Annotated in this window: 17 protein-coding genes, 1 tRNA gene and 1 pseudogene; 15 read left to right on the forward strand and 4 right to left on the reverse strand. The window is 66.6% G+C overall.

The genetic code is table 11. The annotated features are described in order from the left end of the window. Positions 1-253: 253 nt before the first annotated feature. The 3 genes and pseudogenes from trpD (at position 254) to ACW7G3_RS07480 (ending at position 3,060) form a co-directional block, all read left to right on the forward strand. Positions 254-1,294, forward strand: a complete 1,041-nt coding sequence (gene trpD, locus ACW7G3_RS07470; RefSeq protein ID WP_456982052.1) for an anthranilate phosphoribosyltransferase — start codon at positions 254-256, stop codon at positions 1,292-1,294. Positions 1,295-1,440: 146 nt separating this feature from the next. Next, positions 1,441-2,226: pseudogene (gene trpC / locus ACW7G3_RS07475) on the forward strand (indole-3-glycerol phosphate synthase TrpC); the annotation flags it as partial. A gap of 108 nt (positions 2,227-2,334) precedes the next feature. Next, positions 2,335-3,060 (forward strand): haloacid dehalogenase-like hydrolase, encoded by a 726-nt coding sequence (locus tag ACW7G3_RS07480; protein WP_456982395.1) that lies wholly within the window; start codon positions 2,335-2,337, stop codon positions 3,058-3,060. A gap of 3 nt (positions 3,061-3,063) precedes the next feature. On the opposite strand, the gene ACW7G3_RS07485 is transcribed toward ACW7G3_RS07480, so the two are convergent. Both ACW7G3_RS07485 and crp read right to left on the reverse strand, forming a co-directional pair. Continuing rightward, entirely contained in the window at positions 3,064-3,822 is a 759-nt protein-coding gene (locus tag ACW7G3_RS07485) for a sulfite exporter TauE/SafE family protein (RefSeq protein WP_456982054.1), read from the reverse strand. Positions 3,823-3,992: 170 nt separating this feature from the next. Beyond that, complete coding sequence (crp, locus tag ACW7G3_RS07490) at positions 3,993-4,625, reverse strand: cAMP-activated global transcriptional regulator CRP (protein ID WP_456973914.1); 633 nt, start codon at positions 4,623-4,625, stop codon at positions 3,993-3,995. A gap of 195 nt (positions 4,626-4,820) precedes the next feature. Between crp and speD the strand changes: the two genes are divergently transcribed. Further along, positions 4,821-5,612: an adenosylmethionine decarboxylase gene (speD, locus tag ACW7G3_RS07495; RefSeq protein WP_456973912.1), complete on the forward strand. Its 792-nt coding sequence runs from the start codon at positions 4,821-4,823 to the stop codon at positions 5,610-5,612. Positions 5,613-5,963: 351 nt separating this feature from the next. Here speD and coq7 read toward each other — a convergent pair whose 3' ends face one another. After that, the gene (coq7, locus tag ACW7G3_RS07500; RefSeq protein ID WP_456982056.1) at positions 5,964-6,608 is read right to left on the reverse strand and encodes a 2-polyprenyl-3-methyl-6-methoxy-1,4-benzoquinone monooxygenase; all 645 of its coding nucleotides are present in this window, start codon (positions 6,606-6,608) and stop codon (positions 5,964-5,966) included. Between the two features lie 205 nt (positions 6,609-6,813). Between coq7 and rplM the strand changes: the two genes are divergently transcribed. From rplM to maiA, 6 genes are all read left to right on the forward strand, one after another. Then, a complete protein-coding gene (gene rplM / locus ACW7G3_RS07505) occupies positions 6,814-7,242 on the forward strand; it encodes a 50S ribosomal protein L13 (protein WP_456982057.1) in 429 nt (142 codons plus the stop codon). Between the two features lie 2 nt (positions 7,243-7,244). After that, complete coding sequence (gene rpsI / locus ACW7G3_RS07510; RefSeq protein ID WP_456973906.1) at positions 7,245-7,637, forward strand: 30S ribosomal protein S9; 393 nt, start codon at positions 7,245-7,247, stop codon at positions 7,635-7,637. Between the two features lie 69 nt (positions 7,638-7,706). Beyond that, positions 7,707-7,781: transfer RNA gene (locus ACW7G3_RS07515), tRNA-Gln, on the forward strand. Positions 7,782-7,840: 59 nt separating this feature from the next. Beyond that, a complete protein-coding gene (locus ACW7G3_RS07520; RefSeq protein WP_456982059.1) occupies positions 7,841-8,581 on the forward strand; it encodes a 2OG-Fe dioxygenase family protein in 741 nt (246 codons plus the stop codon). Between the two features lie 90 nt (positions 8,582-8,671). Then, a complete protein-coding gene (locus tag ACW7G3_RS07525) occupies positions 8,672-9,664 on the forward strand; it encodes a fumarylacetoacetate hydrolase family protein (RefSeq protein ID WP_456982061.1) in 993 nt (330 codons plus the stop codon). A 99-nt stretch (positions 9,665-9,763) separates the two neighbouring features. After that, on the forward strand, positions 9,764-10,420 hold the full coding sequence (gene maiA / locus ACW7G3_RS07530; RefSeq protein WP_456982062.1) for a maleylacetoacetate isomerase: 657 nt from the start codon (positions 9,764-9,766) through the stop codon (positions 10,418-10,420). A 137-nt stretch (positions 10,421-10,557) separates the two neighbouring features. Here maiA and ACW7G3_RS07535 read toward each other — a convergent pair whose 3' ends face one another. Next, positions 10,558-11,679 (reverse strand): PilT/PilU family type 4a pilus ATPase, encoded by a 1,122-nt coding sequence (locus ACW7G3_RS07535; protein ID WP_456982064.1) that lies wholly within the window; start codon positions 11,677-11,679, stop codon positions 10,558-10,560. A 92-nt stretch (positions 11,680-11,771) separates the two neighbouring features. Here ACW7G3_RS07535 and ACW7G3_RS07540 point away from each other — a divergent pair, with 92 nt between their 5' ends. From ACW7G3_RS07540 to ACW7G3_RS07560, 5 genes are all read left to right on the forward strand, one after another. Beyond that, positions 11,772-12,152: a DUF4398 domain-containing protein gene (locus tag ACW7G3_RS07540; RefSeq protein ID WP_456982066.1), complete on the forward strand. Its 381-nt coding sequence runs from the start codon at positions 11,772-11,774 to the stop codon at positions 12,150-12,152. Then, complete coding sequence (locus ACW7G3_RS07545) at positions 12,149-12,745, forward strand: hypothetical protein (protein ID WP_456982068.1); 597 nt, start codon at positions 12,149-12,151, stop codon at positions 12,743-12,745. Before ACW7G3_RS07540 ends, ACW7G3_RS07545 begins: the two co-directional genes overlap by 4 nt. Positions 12,746-12,799: 54 nt before the next feature. Continuing rightward, a complete protein-coding gene (locus tag ACW7G3_RS07550) occupies positions 12,800-13,048 on the forward strand; it encodes a hypothetical protein (protein WP_456982070.1) in 249 nt (82 codons plus the stop codon). Between the two features lie 241 nt (positions 13,049-13,289). Continuing rightward, positions 13,290-13,502 carry a YdcH family protein gene (locus ACW7G3_RS07555; protein WP_456973891.1) on the forward strand — a complete coding sequence of 71 codons (213 nt, stop codon included), beginning with the start codon at positions 13,290-13,292 and terminating at the stop codon, positions 13,500-13,502. Between the two features lie 156 nt (positions 13,503-13,658). After that, positions 13,659-15,044, forward strand: a complete 1,386-nt coding sequence (locus ACW7G3_RS07560) for a pyridoxal-phosphate dependent enzyme (RefSeq protein WP_456982071.1) — start codon at positions 13,659-13,661, stop codon at positions 15,042-15,044. Positions 15,045-15,089 lie beyond the last annotated feature (45 nt).

Here is a 15,089-nt window from a genome sequence, read left to right on the forward strand (position 1 = left end):
AACCGCGTGAACCTGATAACGGAAGATCGCGGTCAATCCTGGGGGCCGGCGGGGCATTCCCGGGCGGGACTATCGGCGCCATGGACGGCGCCGATAAGCCTACATGGACGTATTTACGTGCGTGTCCCGCCCGGGAGTGCCCCGCCGGCCGGCCCGCGTGGGATTCACGCGATTTCGCGCGCGTGGCGCGCTCCTACGCAAGCCGGTTGGGACGCGGGGTATCCTAGGCGGTCGCCCATTTTCCCGGAAACACATGCCTATTTCCCCCCAGGAAGCGCTGCAGCGCACGATTGAACACCGCGAAATCTTCCACGACGAAATGGTGGATCTGATGCGCCAGATCATGGGCGGCGAGGTGTCGCCGGTGATGACCGCCGCGATCCTGTCGGGCCTGCGGGTCAAGAAGGAAACCGTGGGGGAAATCGCCGGCGCGGCGGTGGCCATGCGCGAGTTCTCGCGGCAGGTTGAGGTGGCCGACCGGACCCACCTGGTCGACATCGTCGGCACCGGCGGCGATGGCGCGCACACCTTCAACATCTCCACCGCCAGCATGTTCGTGGCCGCCGCGGCAGGTGCCCGGGTGGCCAAGCACGGCAACCGCAGCGTGTCGTCCAAGTCCGGCAGCGCCGACGCGATCGAGGCGCTGGGCGCGGCGATCGAGCTGCAGCCGGAACACGTAGCGCAGAGCATCGCCGAGACCGGCATCGGCTTCATGTACGCCCCGATCTACCATCCGGCGATGAAGCAGGTGGCGCCGGTGCGCGGTGAAATGGGCGTGCGCACGCTGTTCAACATCCTCGGGCCGCTGACCAATCCCGCGGGCGCGCCGAACATCCTGATGGGCGTGTTCCATCCCGATCTGGTGGGCATCCAGGTGCGCGTGCTGCAGCGCATGGGCGCCGAGCGCGCGCTGGTGATCTGGGGCCGCGACGGCATGGATGAACTCTCGCTCGGCGCCGGAAGCATGGTCGGTGAGCTGCGCGATGGAAAGGTGCGCGAGTACGACGTGCACCCGGAAGATTTCGGCATCGCCATGGCCGCCAGCCGCAACCTGCGGGTAGCCGATCCGGCCGAGTCCCGGGTGATGGTGCTGGACGCAATCGACGGCAAGCCGGGCTTGCCGCGCGAGATCGTCGCCTTCAATGCCGGCGCGGCGCTGTATGTCGCCGGGGTGGCGGACGATATCGCCGACGGTATCGCCAGGGTGCGCGAGGCAATGGCCAGCGGCGCGGCCCGGGCCAAGCTGGACGCCTTCGTGGCCACCACGCGTCGGCTGGCGGAGGCGGGCGCCTGAGTGGTGCGCCCCGCATCGTCGCCCTGACCGTCCTGACGGACTGTTGATGCCGGGTAGGATGGCATCCCCCGAACGGGGATCGGGCGCCGCTGAGGCGCCCGGATTGGAACGTACGGATTGAAGCTGGATATGCCGCGGAGGCAAGGTTGACCGACATTCTGGAAAAGATCCTGGCGCGCAAGCGCGAGGAAGTTGCCGAGCGCCGTGCCGTGCGCACCCTGGCCGACCTGGCCGCGCATGCCGCCTCCGCGCCGCCCACGCGCGGCTTTGCCGCTGCGATCGAGCGCAGGATCAAGGCCGGCGATCCCGCGGTGATTGCCGAGGTCAAGAAGGCCAGCCCCTCCAAGGGCGTAATCCGTGCCGACTTCCAGCCCGCCGACATCGCCCGCAGCTACGAGCGTGGCGGTGCGACCTGCCTGTCGGTGCTGACCGACCGTGATTTCTTCCAGGGCGCCGATGAAAACCTGGTGGTCGCGCGGGCGAGCTGCGCGCTGCCGGTGCTGCGCAAGGATTTCATCATCGACCCCTACCAGGTCTACGAGGCCAGGGTGTTGGGCGCCGACTGCGTGCTGCTGATCGTGGCCGCGCTGGAAGACGGGCCGCTGGCCGAGCTGGCCGGGCTGGCGATGGACCTGGACATGGACGTGCTGCTGGAGGTGCACGACCGGGAAGAACTGGAGCGCGCCATCCAGGTGCCGGCGCCGCTGCTGGGCATCAACAATCGCAGCCTGCGCAGTTTCGAGGTCTCGCTGGACAACACGCTCTCGCTGCGCGACGTGGTGCCCGGCGATCGCAGGCTGGTCACCGAGAGCGGCATCCATACCCGCGCCGACGTGGAGCGGATGCGTGCCGCGGACGTGCACGCCTTCCTGGTAGGCGAAGCCTTCATGCGCCAGCCTGATCCGGGCGAGGCGTTGAAAGCGCTGTTTTTCCCGGCCCCGGCCGCGCCGGTGGCCGACGCGGTGACGGCGCCTGCCGCTGCCACCGCGGGGCAAACGGTCGCGGATCCGGCATCGGAACCCCAATCGGTGGCCGGGCTGCTGCGCGAGCCCACGGTTGACGCGGGTCCGGATCAGCCTCGCACCGTTGTGTTCGACTTCGACCACACCCTGTACGACGGCGACTCGGGCAGCCACCTGTTCGCCTGGCTGATCCGTCGCAGCTGGTGGCGCAGCCTGTTGGCCCTGCTGGCCACGCCGGTGCTGGGGCCGATGGTCGCCTTCCTGCCGACCCGGCGGCGGGGCATTTCCGGCTTCGTGTGGATCGGTACCGTGGGCCTGCACCACAGCGACACCGTGGATGCGCTGACGGACCAGTACGTATTGGCCAATAGCGATGGGATCAAGCCGCGGCTGCTGCCCCATGCGCTCGGCGTGCTGCAGCAGCACCTGGATGCGGGCGACCGGGTGGTCGTGGCCACCGGCGCCCCGCCCGAGCTTGCCCGGGCGATCCTGGCCTTCGTGGCGCATGAGAAGGTGCCGGTGATCGGCACCGCCATCGGGCCCAGGCTTGGCGCGGTGGTGGCCACCCGCCACTGCCACTACGAAGAAAAGATGCGCATGCTGCGCGAGGCCGGCTACGGAGAAATCGACGTGGCCTATTCCGACAGCAGCGCCGACCTGCCGCTGTTGCGTGCAGCCAAACGCCCGGTAGTGGTCAACCCCAAGCCCGGGCGTGTGGCCATGTTCCGCCGCGTGCTCGGCGCCGACACCCCGATCCTCAACTGGGGCTGCAAAGACCGCGGCGGCGATCCCCTGGCGAAGTAATTCTTACAGAAGCTGCACCAGGGCGCGGGTGATCTGCCACAGGCTGATCGCCCCCACCAGCACGCCGACCGCCACCAGCACCCAGCGCTCACGCACCCGCTTGACCAGCACGGCGGCCAGCGGCGCGGCGACGATGCCACCCACCAGCAGGCCCAGCACCACCTCCAGGTGCTGCAGCCCCATGGACAGGAAGAATGTGGCCGAGATCGCCACGGTGACCACGAACTCGGCTGCATTCACCGATCCGATCGTGGTCCTGGCCTTGCCGCCGCGAGCCAGCAGGGTGGAGGTGGCCATCGGCCCCCATCCGCCACCGCCCGAGGCATCCAGCAGGCCCGAGACGAAGCCCAGCAGCGGTACCCGCTTCACTTCGCCTGCCTGCGCGGCCCGATGCTTCCAGGCCCGGCGCAGGATCACCACCGCCAGGGCCAGCAGGTAGACATGGACGAGCGGCCGCACGATGTCGGCCGGCAGCTGGGTGAGCGCCACTGCGCCCAGGATTCCACCGAGTGCGCCCGGCACGGCCAGGCGCAGGAACAGCCTTCGGTCCACATTGCCCGCGGCCAGGTGGGAGGCGCCCGATGCGCCGGTGGTGAAGATCTCCGCCGTGTGCACGCTGGCACTGACCGTGGCGGGCGGCAGACCCATGCTGAGCAGGATTGACGAAGCCACCAAGCCGAACGCCATGCCCAGCGCGCCGTCGACCAGCTGGGCCAACAGTCCGACCAGCACCAGCCACCAGAAGACCTCGGTCAGTTCCATGGCGCCGACCCGGGAAGGATGGGCGGAGAATACGCGTAGGAGCGCGCCATGCGCGCGAAGCCGCGTGACGATGATCTGCGGGGAGGCTCCGGAACCGGAGTGGTGTCCGGAGCCACATCCCGCGGCCCGATGTCACGCGGTTTCGCGCGTACGACGCGCTCCTGCGGGAGTCAGCGTGTGCCGTAGAGCACGATGGTCTTGCCGCGGGCGTGCAGCTTGCCGTCCTCTTCGAGCTTCTTCAGTACGCGCCCGGCCATCTCCCGCGAGCAGCCGACGATCCGTGACAGTTCCTGGCGCGAGATCCTGAGCTGGGTGCCCTGCGGATGGCTCATGGCCTCCGGTTCCCGGCACAGGTCGTGCAGGGTGCGGGTGATGCGGTCGGTCACGTCCAGGAACGCCAGACGCCCGGCCTTGCGGCTGGTGTCGATCAGGCGGCGCGACAGCTGCGCGCCGATCGCGTAGAGGATCTGCGGGGAGTCGTTGGCCAGCGAGCCCTGGAACAGCGTGAGCAGGCGCTCGTAGCTGATTTCGGCCAGCTCGCACTGGGTCCGCGAGCGCAGAATCACGGCGCGGGTTTCGGACTGCATGAACAGCCCCATCTCGCCAACGAACTCGCCGTTGCCGAAGTAGCCCAGGACCAGCTCGCGACCATCGTCTTCCTCGGCAATGATGCTGACTGAGCCGTTGATCACGTAATACATGGTGCCGGCGGGGTCGCCGGGCCGGAAAATATCGGTGCGTGGGGGGTAGCGCCGACGATGACTGTGCGCCAGGAACCGTTCGATGGTTGCCGGCGAAGGCATCAGGGGATGATTGGGATGTTTGTACGGATGATGAGTAAGGGGCACTGGCAGCCTCTGAAGTCTGGAGCCTGAACAGGATCGGGGGAGATGGGAGAGTAGGCGCTTGCAGTGTCACGGGCAAACTGTTGTCGCCCAGACCACACCAAATGCCGCATAATTCCCGCTTTCGCCTGCCTGATGCGGGAGCCGCATGCCGTGGTCAAACCTCTACCTCGCCTGAAGCTGCAGGGCTTCAACAACCTCACCAAAGCTCTGTCCTTCAACATTTATGACGTCTGTTTTGCCGCGTCCGAAGGCGAGCGCAGCCGTTACATCGAATACATTGATGAGGTCTACAACGCTGATCGGCTTACCCAGATCCTGACCGATGTGGCCGAGATCATCGGCGCCAACATCCTCAACATCGCGCGCCAGGACTACGATCCCCAGGGCGCGTCGGTGACGATCCTCATTTCCGAGGAGCCGGTGATCAACAAGAGCGACGCCAAGGGCGTGATCTCCGATGCGGTGGTCGCGCATCTGGACAAGTCGCACATCACCGTGCACACCTATCCGGAGACCCATCCGGACAACGGCATCGCCACCTTTCGGGCCGATATCGACGTGGCCACCTGCGGCGTGATTTCACCGCTGAAGGCGCTGAACTATCTGATCGAAAGCCTTGAGTCCGACATCGTGGTGATGGACTACCGGGTGCGCGGCTTCACCCGTGACATCAAGGGCAAGAAGCACTACATCGACCACAAGATCAACTCGATCCAGGACTACCTGCACAAGAACATCAAGGCCAGGTACGAAATGCTGGACGTGAACGTCTATCAGGAAAATATCTTCCACACGAAGATGCACCTGAAGGACTTCGATCTTGACCAGTACCTGTTCGAGGAAAAAGCCCGCAACTTCAGCTTCAAGGAGCGCATGAAGATCGAAACGCGCCTGAAGCGCGAGATCGAAGAGCTGTATCACGGGCGTAACCTGGTCGACTGACCGCATCTGTCACAGCCGCATCGGTCTTCCTGCGCCCGTTCCGGACCGGGTCTCGGTTCGGGTTCGGGTTCAGGCCCCGGCCCCGGTAGGAGCGCGCCATGCGCGCGAAGCCGCGTGACATGCGGCTCCCGGCAGGGCGTCGGTTACCGCGCTGTGGCCGACGCAACAATGCAACGCCAGGATTCACGCGGCTTCGCGCGCATGGCGCGCTCCTACAGCCAAATCGCCTGCTGAATTGATGGCCGGTCAGAGGCGTCCGTCCGTAGGTCGGGGCTGCGCCCCCGACGCCCCGCACGCTGGGGATATCGCCGTAAATTCCGCCATCCCCCGCGTTGGTCGCGTAAGGCCGACCTACACGCGGTAGGCGACGGTCTTCATGACCTTCGACGCCAGGGCCATGACCGCCGGGATCGGCTGCGGGAGCACCCGGGCACCAGCTGCTTCGGCTTCATCAGCATGGCGCGCCTCATCGATCTTCATCTGCTCCAGGATCCGCCGGCTGCGCTGATCCGCAGCGGGCAGGGTGTCCAGGTGTTCTTCCAGATGGGCTTCCACCTGGCGTTCGGTCTCCACCACGAAGCCGAGGTTCCAGCCGTCTCCGCGCAGCCCGGCGGCCACGCCGATCGCGTAGCTGCCCGCGTACCAGAGCGGATTGAACAGGCTGGGCCGGTCGTCCAGCTCTTCCAGCCGGTCCGCGCACCAGGCCAAGTGGTCGGTCTCTTCCTGCGCCGCTTCCAGCAGGTGCGCGCGGGTATCCGGATCCCGCGCCACCGCGGCCTGGCCCACGTACAGCGCCTGGGCGCAGATCTCGCCCACGTGGTTGATGCGCATCAAGCCGGCAGCGTGGCGTCGTTCTGCGGGATCAAGCACCACATCGGGCTCATCGCCGGCGGGGTTGGGGCGTTCGGCGGCGGGGCGGCCGAACACGGTTTCAAGCGCGTGCTGGGTCCGGGACAGGAACTGATCAAGCGGATTGAGGTGGCGGGTGCTGGTCATGGCGGCGATCATACCGCCGGCGCCCGCACGGCTACATGCGTGGGGCGGGGGTCAAGCCGGAAGGTGCGGCCGCATGTTGCGGTGGGTTGGATCGCCCTGTATCATTTCGCCTCTTGCGTTCCACGTTCACAACGCGTGGCAAAGTTCCGCCGGCCGCGGCCAGCGCAATCAGCCCGACTATTCACCACTGAATCGAGTGCCCCTCATGAAAACTTTCAACGCCAAGGCAGAGACCGTCCAGCGCGACTGGTACGTGGTAGACGCCGAAGGCAAGACGCTCGGCCGTCTCAGCAGTGAGATCGCCCGCCGCCTGCGCGGCAAGCACAAGCCCGTTTACACCCCGCACGTGGATACCGGCGATTACATCGTCGTGATCAACGCCGACAAGGTGGCCGTCACCGGCAACAAGTTGGAGGGCAAGAAGTACTACCGCTTCACGGGCTACATCGGCAACCTGAAGACCGAGACCCTCGGCCAGGCGATGGAGCGCTACCCGGAGCGCGTGATCGAGCGCGCGGTGAAGGGCATGCTGCCCCGCAACCCGCTCGGACGTGCCATGTACCGCAAGCTCAAGGTCTACGCAGGCCCTGACCACCCGCACGCCGCCCAGCAGCCGCAAGTCCTGGATATCTGACCATGTCGACCCAACAGAATTACGGCACCGGCCGTCGCAAATCCTCCGTCGCCCGCGTGTTCCTGCGCAAGGGCAGCGGCAACATCAACGTCAACGGTCGTCCGCTGGACGAGTTCTTCGGCCGCGAAACCGCACGCATGATCGTGCGCCAGCCGCTGGAACTGACCCAGAACACCGACAAGTTCGACATCACCGTCACCACCGTCGGCGGCGGCACCACCGGCCAGGCCGGCGCCATCCGCCTGGGCATCGCCCGCGCGCTGGTGGACTACGACGAGTCGCTGAAAACCGACCTGCGCAAGGCCGGGTTCATCACCCGCGACGCGCGTGAAGTGGAGCGCAAGAAGGTCGGCCTGCACGGCGCCCGTCGCGCAACGCAGTTCTCCAAGCGCTAAGCTTTTCCACCTCGGCGGTTCGTTCCCGGTATGGGCAACCGCCGCAGGTCGGGTTACAATTTCGAACATAGCCCCGTAGCCAAGTGGTAAGGCATCTGACTCTGACTCAGACATTCGGTGGTTCGAATCCATCCGGGGCTGCCAATTGACCGAAAAGACCTGCCTCGCGGCGGGTCTTTTTTTTGTGCCGGAAATATTGATCGATGACATCCACCTTCCAAGCGCCCGTCCTCACCCCTGCCGGCCTGCTGCCGGCCATGCGCGAACAGGGCTTCGCGGTACTCGCGCCCGGTGACGTGGCCACGCTCGCGGATTGTCCGCTTGAAGCGCTGGATGCGCTCGGCGAAAGCTGGGACCGGCTGCCGCCCGATACCTACCTGCGCGACGGCGGACGCTACCGCCGGCGCCGGCATTCCTGTTTTGTCATCCACGAGGATGGCCGGATCGAGCAGGCTCCGCATCGCGCCCATTGGCAGCCGCGTGATTACAACGCCCTGCACGGAGGCATGCGTCGCTGGTTCGAGCCGGTGGAGCCGGAGATCGTGGCTCTGCCGGCCTGGGGCGGGCTGCTGCGGGGCATCACCGGGCTGTGCTCGGCCCTGCATCCTGCACGGCCCTGGTACGTGGAAGCGCACCAGTTCCGCATCGATACTTCCGACGGCATCGGCCGGCCGACGCCGGAAGGCGCGCACCGCGACGGCGTGGACTACGTGGCGGTGATCATGGTTGAGCGCGATGCCATCAAGGGCGGGGAGACCCGGGTGTTCCAGGCCGACGGGCCGGCCGGGCAGCGGTTCACCCTGTGCCAGCCGTGGTCGCTGCTGCTGCTTGATGATGCGCGGGTCATCCACGAGAGCACGCCGATCCAGCCCCTCTCCGGCCACGGCCATCGCGACACCCTGGTGCTGACCTGGCGCGCCGGCACATTCCTCGGCGACGACTGAGGGGTCACGCGGCTTCGCGCGCATGGCGCGCTCCTACACGCACGCGCCCTACGTACAATGGGCGTTTGCATCGTTGTCCATGGAGTCCAGATGAAGCTCGGTTCACTGAAGGAAGGCGGCCGCGACGGCACCCTCATCGTCGTCTCGCGTGACCTCACCCGCGGCGTACGCGCCGATGGCATTGCCTCCACGCTGCAGCAGGCGCTGGAAGACTGGTCGAACGTTGCGCCGCGGCTCAACGCCCTGTTCCAGACGCTGGAAGCGAACAGCGCCGAGGGCGCATTTGATCTGGACATGCAGGCACTGGCATCGCCGCTGCCGCGCGCCTACGAATTCCTCGATGGCAGCGCCTACCTGCCGCACGTGGCGCGCGTGCGCCGCGCCCGCGGGGCCGAAGTGCCGGAGAGCTTCTACACCGATCCGCTGATGTACCAGGCCACCAGTGCAGGCTTTCTGGGTCCGCGTGATCCGGTGCCGGTGCCCAGCGAGGAATTCGGCATCGACCTGGAAGCCGAGATCGTGGTCATCACCGATGACGTGCCTATGGCCGCCACGCCGGAACAGGCCGCCGGCCATATCCAGCTGATCGGGCTGGTGAATGACGTCAGCCTGCGCAACCTGATCCCGGGCGAGCTGGCCAAGGGCTTCGGCTTCCTGCAGTCCAAGCCGCGCTCGGCACTCAGCCCGGTGTTTGTCACCCCGGACGAGCTGGGTGATGCATGGCGGGGCAACAAACTGCACCTGCCGCTGGTCAGCCACGTCAATGGCGAATGGTTCGGCGCTCCAGAGGCGGGTGTGGACATGCAGTTCGATTTCTCCCAGCTGGTGGCGCACGCGGCCAGGACCCGTCCACTGTCGGCCGGCACCATCGTCGGCTCGGGCACCATTGCCAACGAAGACACCAGCAGGGGCGCCTCTTGCTTTGCGGAAAAGCGCACGGTGGAAGCGCTGGAGCACGGCAAGCCGCAAACGCCGTTCATGTCGTTCGGCGACACGGTGCGGATCGAGATGCTGGATGCTGCGGGCAAGTCGATCTTCGGCGCCATCGAGCAGCGCATCGAGCGGTACACGCCCGGCGCCTGATCCACCACGCGTGGCAGGGCACGGCCGGAGGCCGGGCCCTTTCCCGTCACCATTCAAGATGCAGGAAGCTCCGCGCGAGGCGCGGTACTGGGAGGGGACATGTCGGACCGGCTCACGCTCTATTCCTACTGGCGCTCAAGCGCCGCATACCGGGTGCGGATCGGTCTCAGCCTCAAGGGACTGGAATACGACACGGTGCCGGTGCACCTGGTGCGCAACGGCGGCGAGCAGCACGGCGACGAATACGCCGCGGCGAATCCGCAGAAGCTGGTGCCCATGCTCAAGCATGGCGAGCGCCATCTCCGCCAGTCACTGGCCATCCTCGAGTACCTGGACGAGCTTTGGCCCGAGCCCGCGCTGCTGCCCCTCGATGCCCGCGAACGCCAGCGGGTGCGCGCCCTGGCGCAGCTCGTGGCCAGCGATATCCATCCGCTCAACAACCTGCGGGTGATGCGTTTCTTCGAACATGAGTGGAACGTGCCGCAGTCCGAGCGCGACACGTGGATGCGGCACTGGATGGAAGAAGGCTTCCGCGCCTTCGAGGCGCTGGTGGTGGACCATCCCGGCACCGGCGAGTTCTGTGAGGGAGCCACCCCGGGCCTGGCCGACTGCTGCCTGGTGCCGCAGGTGTACAACGCCCGCCGCTTCGGCGTGGACCTGGCCCCTTATCCCACCATCCGCCGGATCGAGGCCGCCTGCCTGGCGCTCTCCGCCTTCGACGCCGCCCGCCCCGAGAACCAGCCCGACGCCCCGTAGGAGCGCGCCACGCGCGCGAAACCGCGTAAATTCTGGTCCGGGCCAAGGCTTCGGAACCGGCACTCGCGCCGAAGCCACGCCGCGTGTCGATGCGTCACGCGGCTTCGCGCGCATGGCGCGCTCCTACATGGATCTGATCAGCTGTTGTTTTCCTCGCCGGTGACGAAGACGTCGGCGTAGGGGTCGTGCTCGCCCGAGCCGCCTTCCGACAGCCGGAACTTGAGTGCAAGCCCGTCGCGCGAGTCGGCCGCCTTCAGCGCCTCCTCCTGCTCGATCCTGCCTTCCTTGTACAGCCGGAACAGGCACTGGTCGAAGCTTTCCATGCCTTCTTCCAGCGACTCCTCCATCGCCTGCTTGAGCTCGTGCACATGCCCGCGGCGCAGCAGGTCGCGGATCATCGGGGTGTTGATCAGCACCTCGGTGGCCGGCATCCGCCGCTCGTCCTTGCCCTTCACCAGGCGCTGGCTGACCACGGCTTTCAGGTTCAGCGCCAGGTTCATCAGCACGTTTTTGTGGGCGGTTTCCGGGAAGAAGTTGAGGATCCGCTCGATCGTCTGGTCGGCGTTGTTGGAGTGCAGGGTGGCCAGGCAGATATGGCCGGTTTCGGCGAAGGCGATCGCCGCGTCCATGGTTTCGGAATCCAGGATCTCGCCGATCAGGATCACGTCGGGCGCCTCGCGCATCGCGTTCTTGAGCGCGTTGTGGAAGCTGTGCGTGTCCAGGCCCACTTCGCGCTGGTTCACAATCGACATCTTGTGCCGGTGCAGGTACTCGATCGGATCCTCGACGGTGAGGATGTGGCCGGTTGTGGTGGAGTTGCGGTGGTCGATCATCGACGCCAGCGTGGTCGACTTGCCCGACCCGGTGGAGCCGACGATCAGCACCAGCCCGCGCGGGGCCATGATGATGTCCTTCAGCACCTGCGGCAGCTGCAGCTCCTCGATCGAGGGGATGGTGCTGCGGATGGCGCGGATCACCATGCCCACCTCGCCGCGTTGCTTGAACACGTTGATGCGGAAGCGGCCGGCATCCTGCAGCGACCAGGCCATGTTGAGCTCCAGGTTCTGCTCGAATTCCGGCACCTGGTCCTCGTCCATCAGCGAGTACGCGATCTTCTTCACCATGCCCGCCGGCAACGCAGTGCTGCCCAGCGGATACAGCTTGCCCTCCACCTTGATGTGGACGGGCGCGCCGGTGGTCAGGAACATGTCCGACGCGTTTTTTTCCGTCATCAGCTTCAGGAAATAGCCGATGTCCATGAACGAACCCCCTTGTGACGGCCCCCGGTCGTTGCGATCCAGAGCCCTGCTGCCGACAATGGCCGCCTGTTCCCCTTATGGCGTGACCACGAATGCCCGCTAGCATTGCACACTTCAGATCGCCCCTGCAGGCCCTGGTGTTGGGTTTCGTGCTGGTGCTCACGGCCTGCGCCAGCACGCCTCCGCCTACCGCGGAACTGTCCGCCGCCCAGCAGGCGGTGGCCCGCGCCGTGGACGCCGATGCCGACCAGTACGCCAGCGCCGATCTCGAGCAGGCGCAGGCGCTGCTTTCCCAGGCCCAGTCGGCCATGAGCGCCGGGAACTCGCGCGATGCGCGTACCGCAGCCGTCGCTGCGGCTGCCATCGCCGATCTGGCCCGCGCCCGCAGCCGCGAAGCTGTGGCCAACACCGAACTGGCACAGCGGCGAGCGCAGATCTCGCGCCTGCGCGAGCAGCTGGGAGTGGACCAATGAGCAGGCCAATCATCCATGCGCTGGTCCTGGGCATGGCCCTGGGCGCCGGCAGCGTTTCCGCAGTGGCCCAGGACAGCGGTAATCCCGACCTGGACCGCCTGTCCCAGCGTATGCGCGCGATCGAAGCCGATCCCGAGCGCAGCAACTTTGCCAACTACGAGCGCCTCCAGGCCCGCCAGGCGCTGGACGCCCTGGGCACTGTCCGCGCCAACCAGCGCGATGCCGCCCTGCGGGTGGCCGAATGGCGGGTGGAAACAGCCGAGGTAGCCGCCCGTACCGAGCTGATCCGGCGTGAGATCGACCAGCTCGATCGCCAGCGGGGCGACCTGATGGTGGAGGCGAGCCGCCAGGAAGCCGCGCGCGCCCGCGCCGAGGCCGAGCGCCTGCGCGTGCAGGCCCAGATCCAGGCGGAAGAAGCCGAGCGCCTGCGTCTGACCGCTGAAGCCGAGCACGGTGCCCGCCAGGAAGTGGAGGACGTACTGGAAGGAGTGGCCAGCGACCAGGCCGCCCGCCTGCGTGCGGCCCGTGCCCGCCAGGCCGAACTCGAGCGCCGCGAAGCCGAGCTCATCCGCAGCCTCGAAGAAGACGACTGAGCCAATGTAGGAGCGCGCCACGCGAGCGAAGCCGCGTGACATCTGGCTTGGGCCATGGCTTCGGTTCGTCGCGTCGTCACCGAAGCCTCGCCGCGCTGCTGGATCTCACGCGGCTTCGCGCGCATGGCGCGCTCCTACAGACTGAATATCCTTCTGTTTCAACGGCTTGGCGAGACGCGTAAGCGCCTGCCCATTGCCGCTTCCGCGCACTGGCAGACCCGAATCCCCATTCACTTTTCGCCGCAACCGCGCCGTCATGCGCCTGTGCCGGGCCTGCTTGCCGACCCCGGCGGGGAGGAGTAGGGTCGAACTGCACCCGGCAGGTTTCAGAATTGTTGCGCCGGCTGCGAGAGGGCCATGACGATGATTTCCACATCCAGTTCCAGCCAGCGTGTCCCCGGAAAACGGTTCCGGTGGGGTGCGCCGGCAGGGGTGGAATACACCGAATTCATCGTTGGTCCTGCTTCACCGCTCCACTCCCCCAAGCGCCCCGTGCCTACCCAGGCCGGGGCGTTTTGCATTTCCGGACCCACAGGAGGCTTTCATGTTCGAAGGGCATACCGAGCTGCAGTTTGAGGAAATCATCAAGGCCAACCCCGAGTTCCGCCGCCTCTATCACCACCACAAGGAACTGGACAAGAAGGTGATGGACGCCGAGTTGGGCGTGCTGCCGATCGATGACATCACCCTGACCCAGATGAAGCGCCAGAAGCTTGCAGCCAAGGATCGGCTGACCCGCATGTACGACACCCTGTAAGCCCACCCCCAACGCGCGTACGCGCGTCTTTGCGGGCGGCGGCGGCTTCCTCGTCGCCGCCGTCGTCCGCAGGGCGAGGCTGGGGCGGCCACGGTGCCGCGCGAGCAGTGCGATAATCCGGCGTTACTTCCACCACGCCATCGCACCAGGCCGCCCATGCCCATCCACGATTCCGTACTCGACCTCATCGCCAACACCCCGGTCATCAAGGCCCAGCGCCTGGACACCGGCCAGTGCGATCTCTACCTCAAGCTGGAGAGCCAGAACCCGGGCGGGTCGATCAAGGACCGGATCGGCCTGTACATGATCGAGGCGGCCGAGCAGCGCGGTGACATCACGCCCGGCGCGACCCTGGTGGAAGGCACCGCCGGCAATACCGGCATCGGCCTGGCCCTGGTGGCCCAGCAGAAGGGCTACAAGCTGGTGCTGGTGATCCCGGACAAGATGAGCCGGGAGAAGATCTTCAACCTCAAGGCCATGGGCGCCGAGGTGGTCCTGACCCGCTCCGACGTGCCCAAGGGCCACCCCGAGCACTACCAGGACATGGCCGCGCGCATCGCCCGGGAAACGCCGGGCCGCTACTTCGTCAACCAGTTCGGCAATCGCGACAACCCCGACGCCCACGAGCAGGGCACCGGGCCGGAGCTGCTGCGGCAGATGGCGGAAGTGGGCGGCGTGGACGCCGTGGTGGTCGGTTCGGGCAGTTCAGGCACGGTGACCGGCCTGTCGCGTTGCTTCGCCGAACACGCGCCCGAGGTGGAGCTGATCCTGGCCGATCCGGAAGGCTCGATCCTGGCCGAGTTCGCCATGCACGGCACGACCCACGGACCAGCCGGCGGCTGGCAGGTGGAGGGCATCGGTGAAAGCTCGGCCCCGCCGGTGATCGCCGACTTCTCGCGCGTGGCCAAGGCCTATTCCATTCCCGACCGCGAGAGCTTCCTCATCGCCCGCGAGCTGCTGGCGAAGGAGGGCATCCTCGGCGGTTCCTCCACCGGCACCCTGCTGGCCGCCGCCCTGCGCTGGTGCCGCGAGCAGACGGAACCGAAGAAGATCCTGGTGTTCGTGCCCGATACCGGCAACAAATACCTGAGCAAGCTCTACAACGACTACTGGATGCTCGACAACGGCTTTTTCGAGCGCGAACAGTACGGTGACCTGCGCGACCTGATCCTGCGCCCCTACAGCCAGAAAGACACCGTGGTCCTCGCGCCCACCGACAAGCTGGTCATGGCCTACCAGCGCATGAAGCTGTACGAAATCTCCCAGCTGCCGGTGATGGACGGCGACCGCATCGTCGGCATCCTGGATGAATCCGACGTGCTGCTGCACGTGTACGGCGAGGAGCAGCGCTTCAACGACCCGGTGTCCACCGCCATGACCAGCAAGCTCGACATGCTGGACGTGAAATCGCCGGTGGAGGCCCTGTTGCCGGTGTTTGACCGGGGGCAGGTCGCCATCGTCACCGAGGGTGCCGGCGACAAGTTCCTGGGGTTGATCACGCGGATTGATCTGCTGAACTACCTCCGCCGCCGCGTGCCATAGGTGGCGACCTACGGGGCCGTAATCCCGGCCCTTGGTAGGAGCGCG

The sequence above is a fragment of the Luteimonas sp. A478 genome, assembly GCF_054052025.1.

Coding starts and splice junctions, on each gene's coding strand:
- trpD (WP_456982052.1), top strand. CDS start 254: ATGCCTATTTCCCCCCAGGAAGCGCTGCAGCGCACGATTGAACACCGC.
- ACW7G3_RS07485 (WP_456982054.1), bottom strand. CDS start 3,822: ATGGAACTGACCGAGGTCTTCTGGTGGCTGGTGCTGGTCGGACTGTTG.
- crp (WP_456973914.1), bottom strand. CDS start 4,625: ATGCCTTCGCCGGCAACCATCGAACGGTTCCTGGCGCACAGTCATCGT.
- coq7 (WP_456982056.1), bottom strand. CDS start 6,608: ATGACCAGCACCCGCCACCTCAATCCGCTTGATCAGTTCCTGTCCCGG.
- rplM (WP_456982057.1), top strand. CDS start 6,814: ATGAAAACTTTCAACGCCAAGGCAGAGACCGTCCAGCGCGACTGGTAC.
- rpsI (WP_456973906.1), top strand. CDS start 7,245: ATGTCGACCCAACAGAATTACGGCACCGGCCGTCGCAAATCCTCCGTC.
- ACW7G3_RS07520 (WP_456982059.1), top strand. CDS start 7,841: ATGACATCCACCTTCCAAGCGCCCGTCCTCACCCCTGCCGGCCTGCTG.
- ACW7G3_RS07525 (WP_456982061.1), top strand. CDS start 8,672: ATGAAGCTCGGTTCACTGAAGGAAGGCGGCCGCGACGGCACCCTCATC.
- maiA (WP_456982062.1), top strand. CDS start 9,764: ATGTCGGACCGGCTCACGCTCTATTCCTACTGGCGCTCAAGCGCCGCA.
- ACW7G3_RS07535 (WP_456982064.1), bottom strand. CDS start 11,679: ATGGACATCGGCTATTTCCTGAAGCTGATGACGGAAAAAAACGCGTCG.
- ACW7G3_RS07540 (WP_456982066.1), top strand. CDS start 11,772: ATGCCCGCTAGCATTGCACACTTCAGATCGCCCCTGCAGGCCCTGGTG.
- ACW7G3_RS07545 (WP_456982068.1), top strand. CDS start 12,149: ATGAGCAGGCCAATCATCCATGCGCTGGTCCTGGGCATGGCCCTGGGC.
- ACW7G3_RS07550 (WP_456982070.1), top strand. CDS start 12,800: ATGGCTTCGGTTCGTCGCGTCGTCACCGAAGCCTCGCCGCGCTGCTGG.
- ACW7G3_RS07555 (WP_456973891.1), top strand. CDS start 13,290: ATGTTCGAAGGGCATACCGAGCTGCAGTTTGAGGAAATCATCAAGGCC.
- ACW7G3_RS07560 (WP_456982071.1), top strand. CDS start 13,659: ATGCCCATCCACGATTCCGTACTCGACCTCATCGCCAACACCCCGGTC.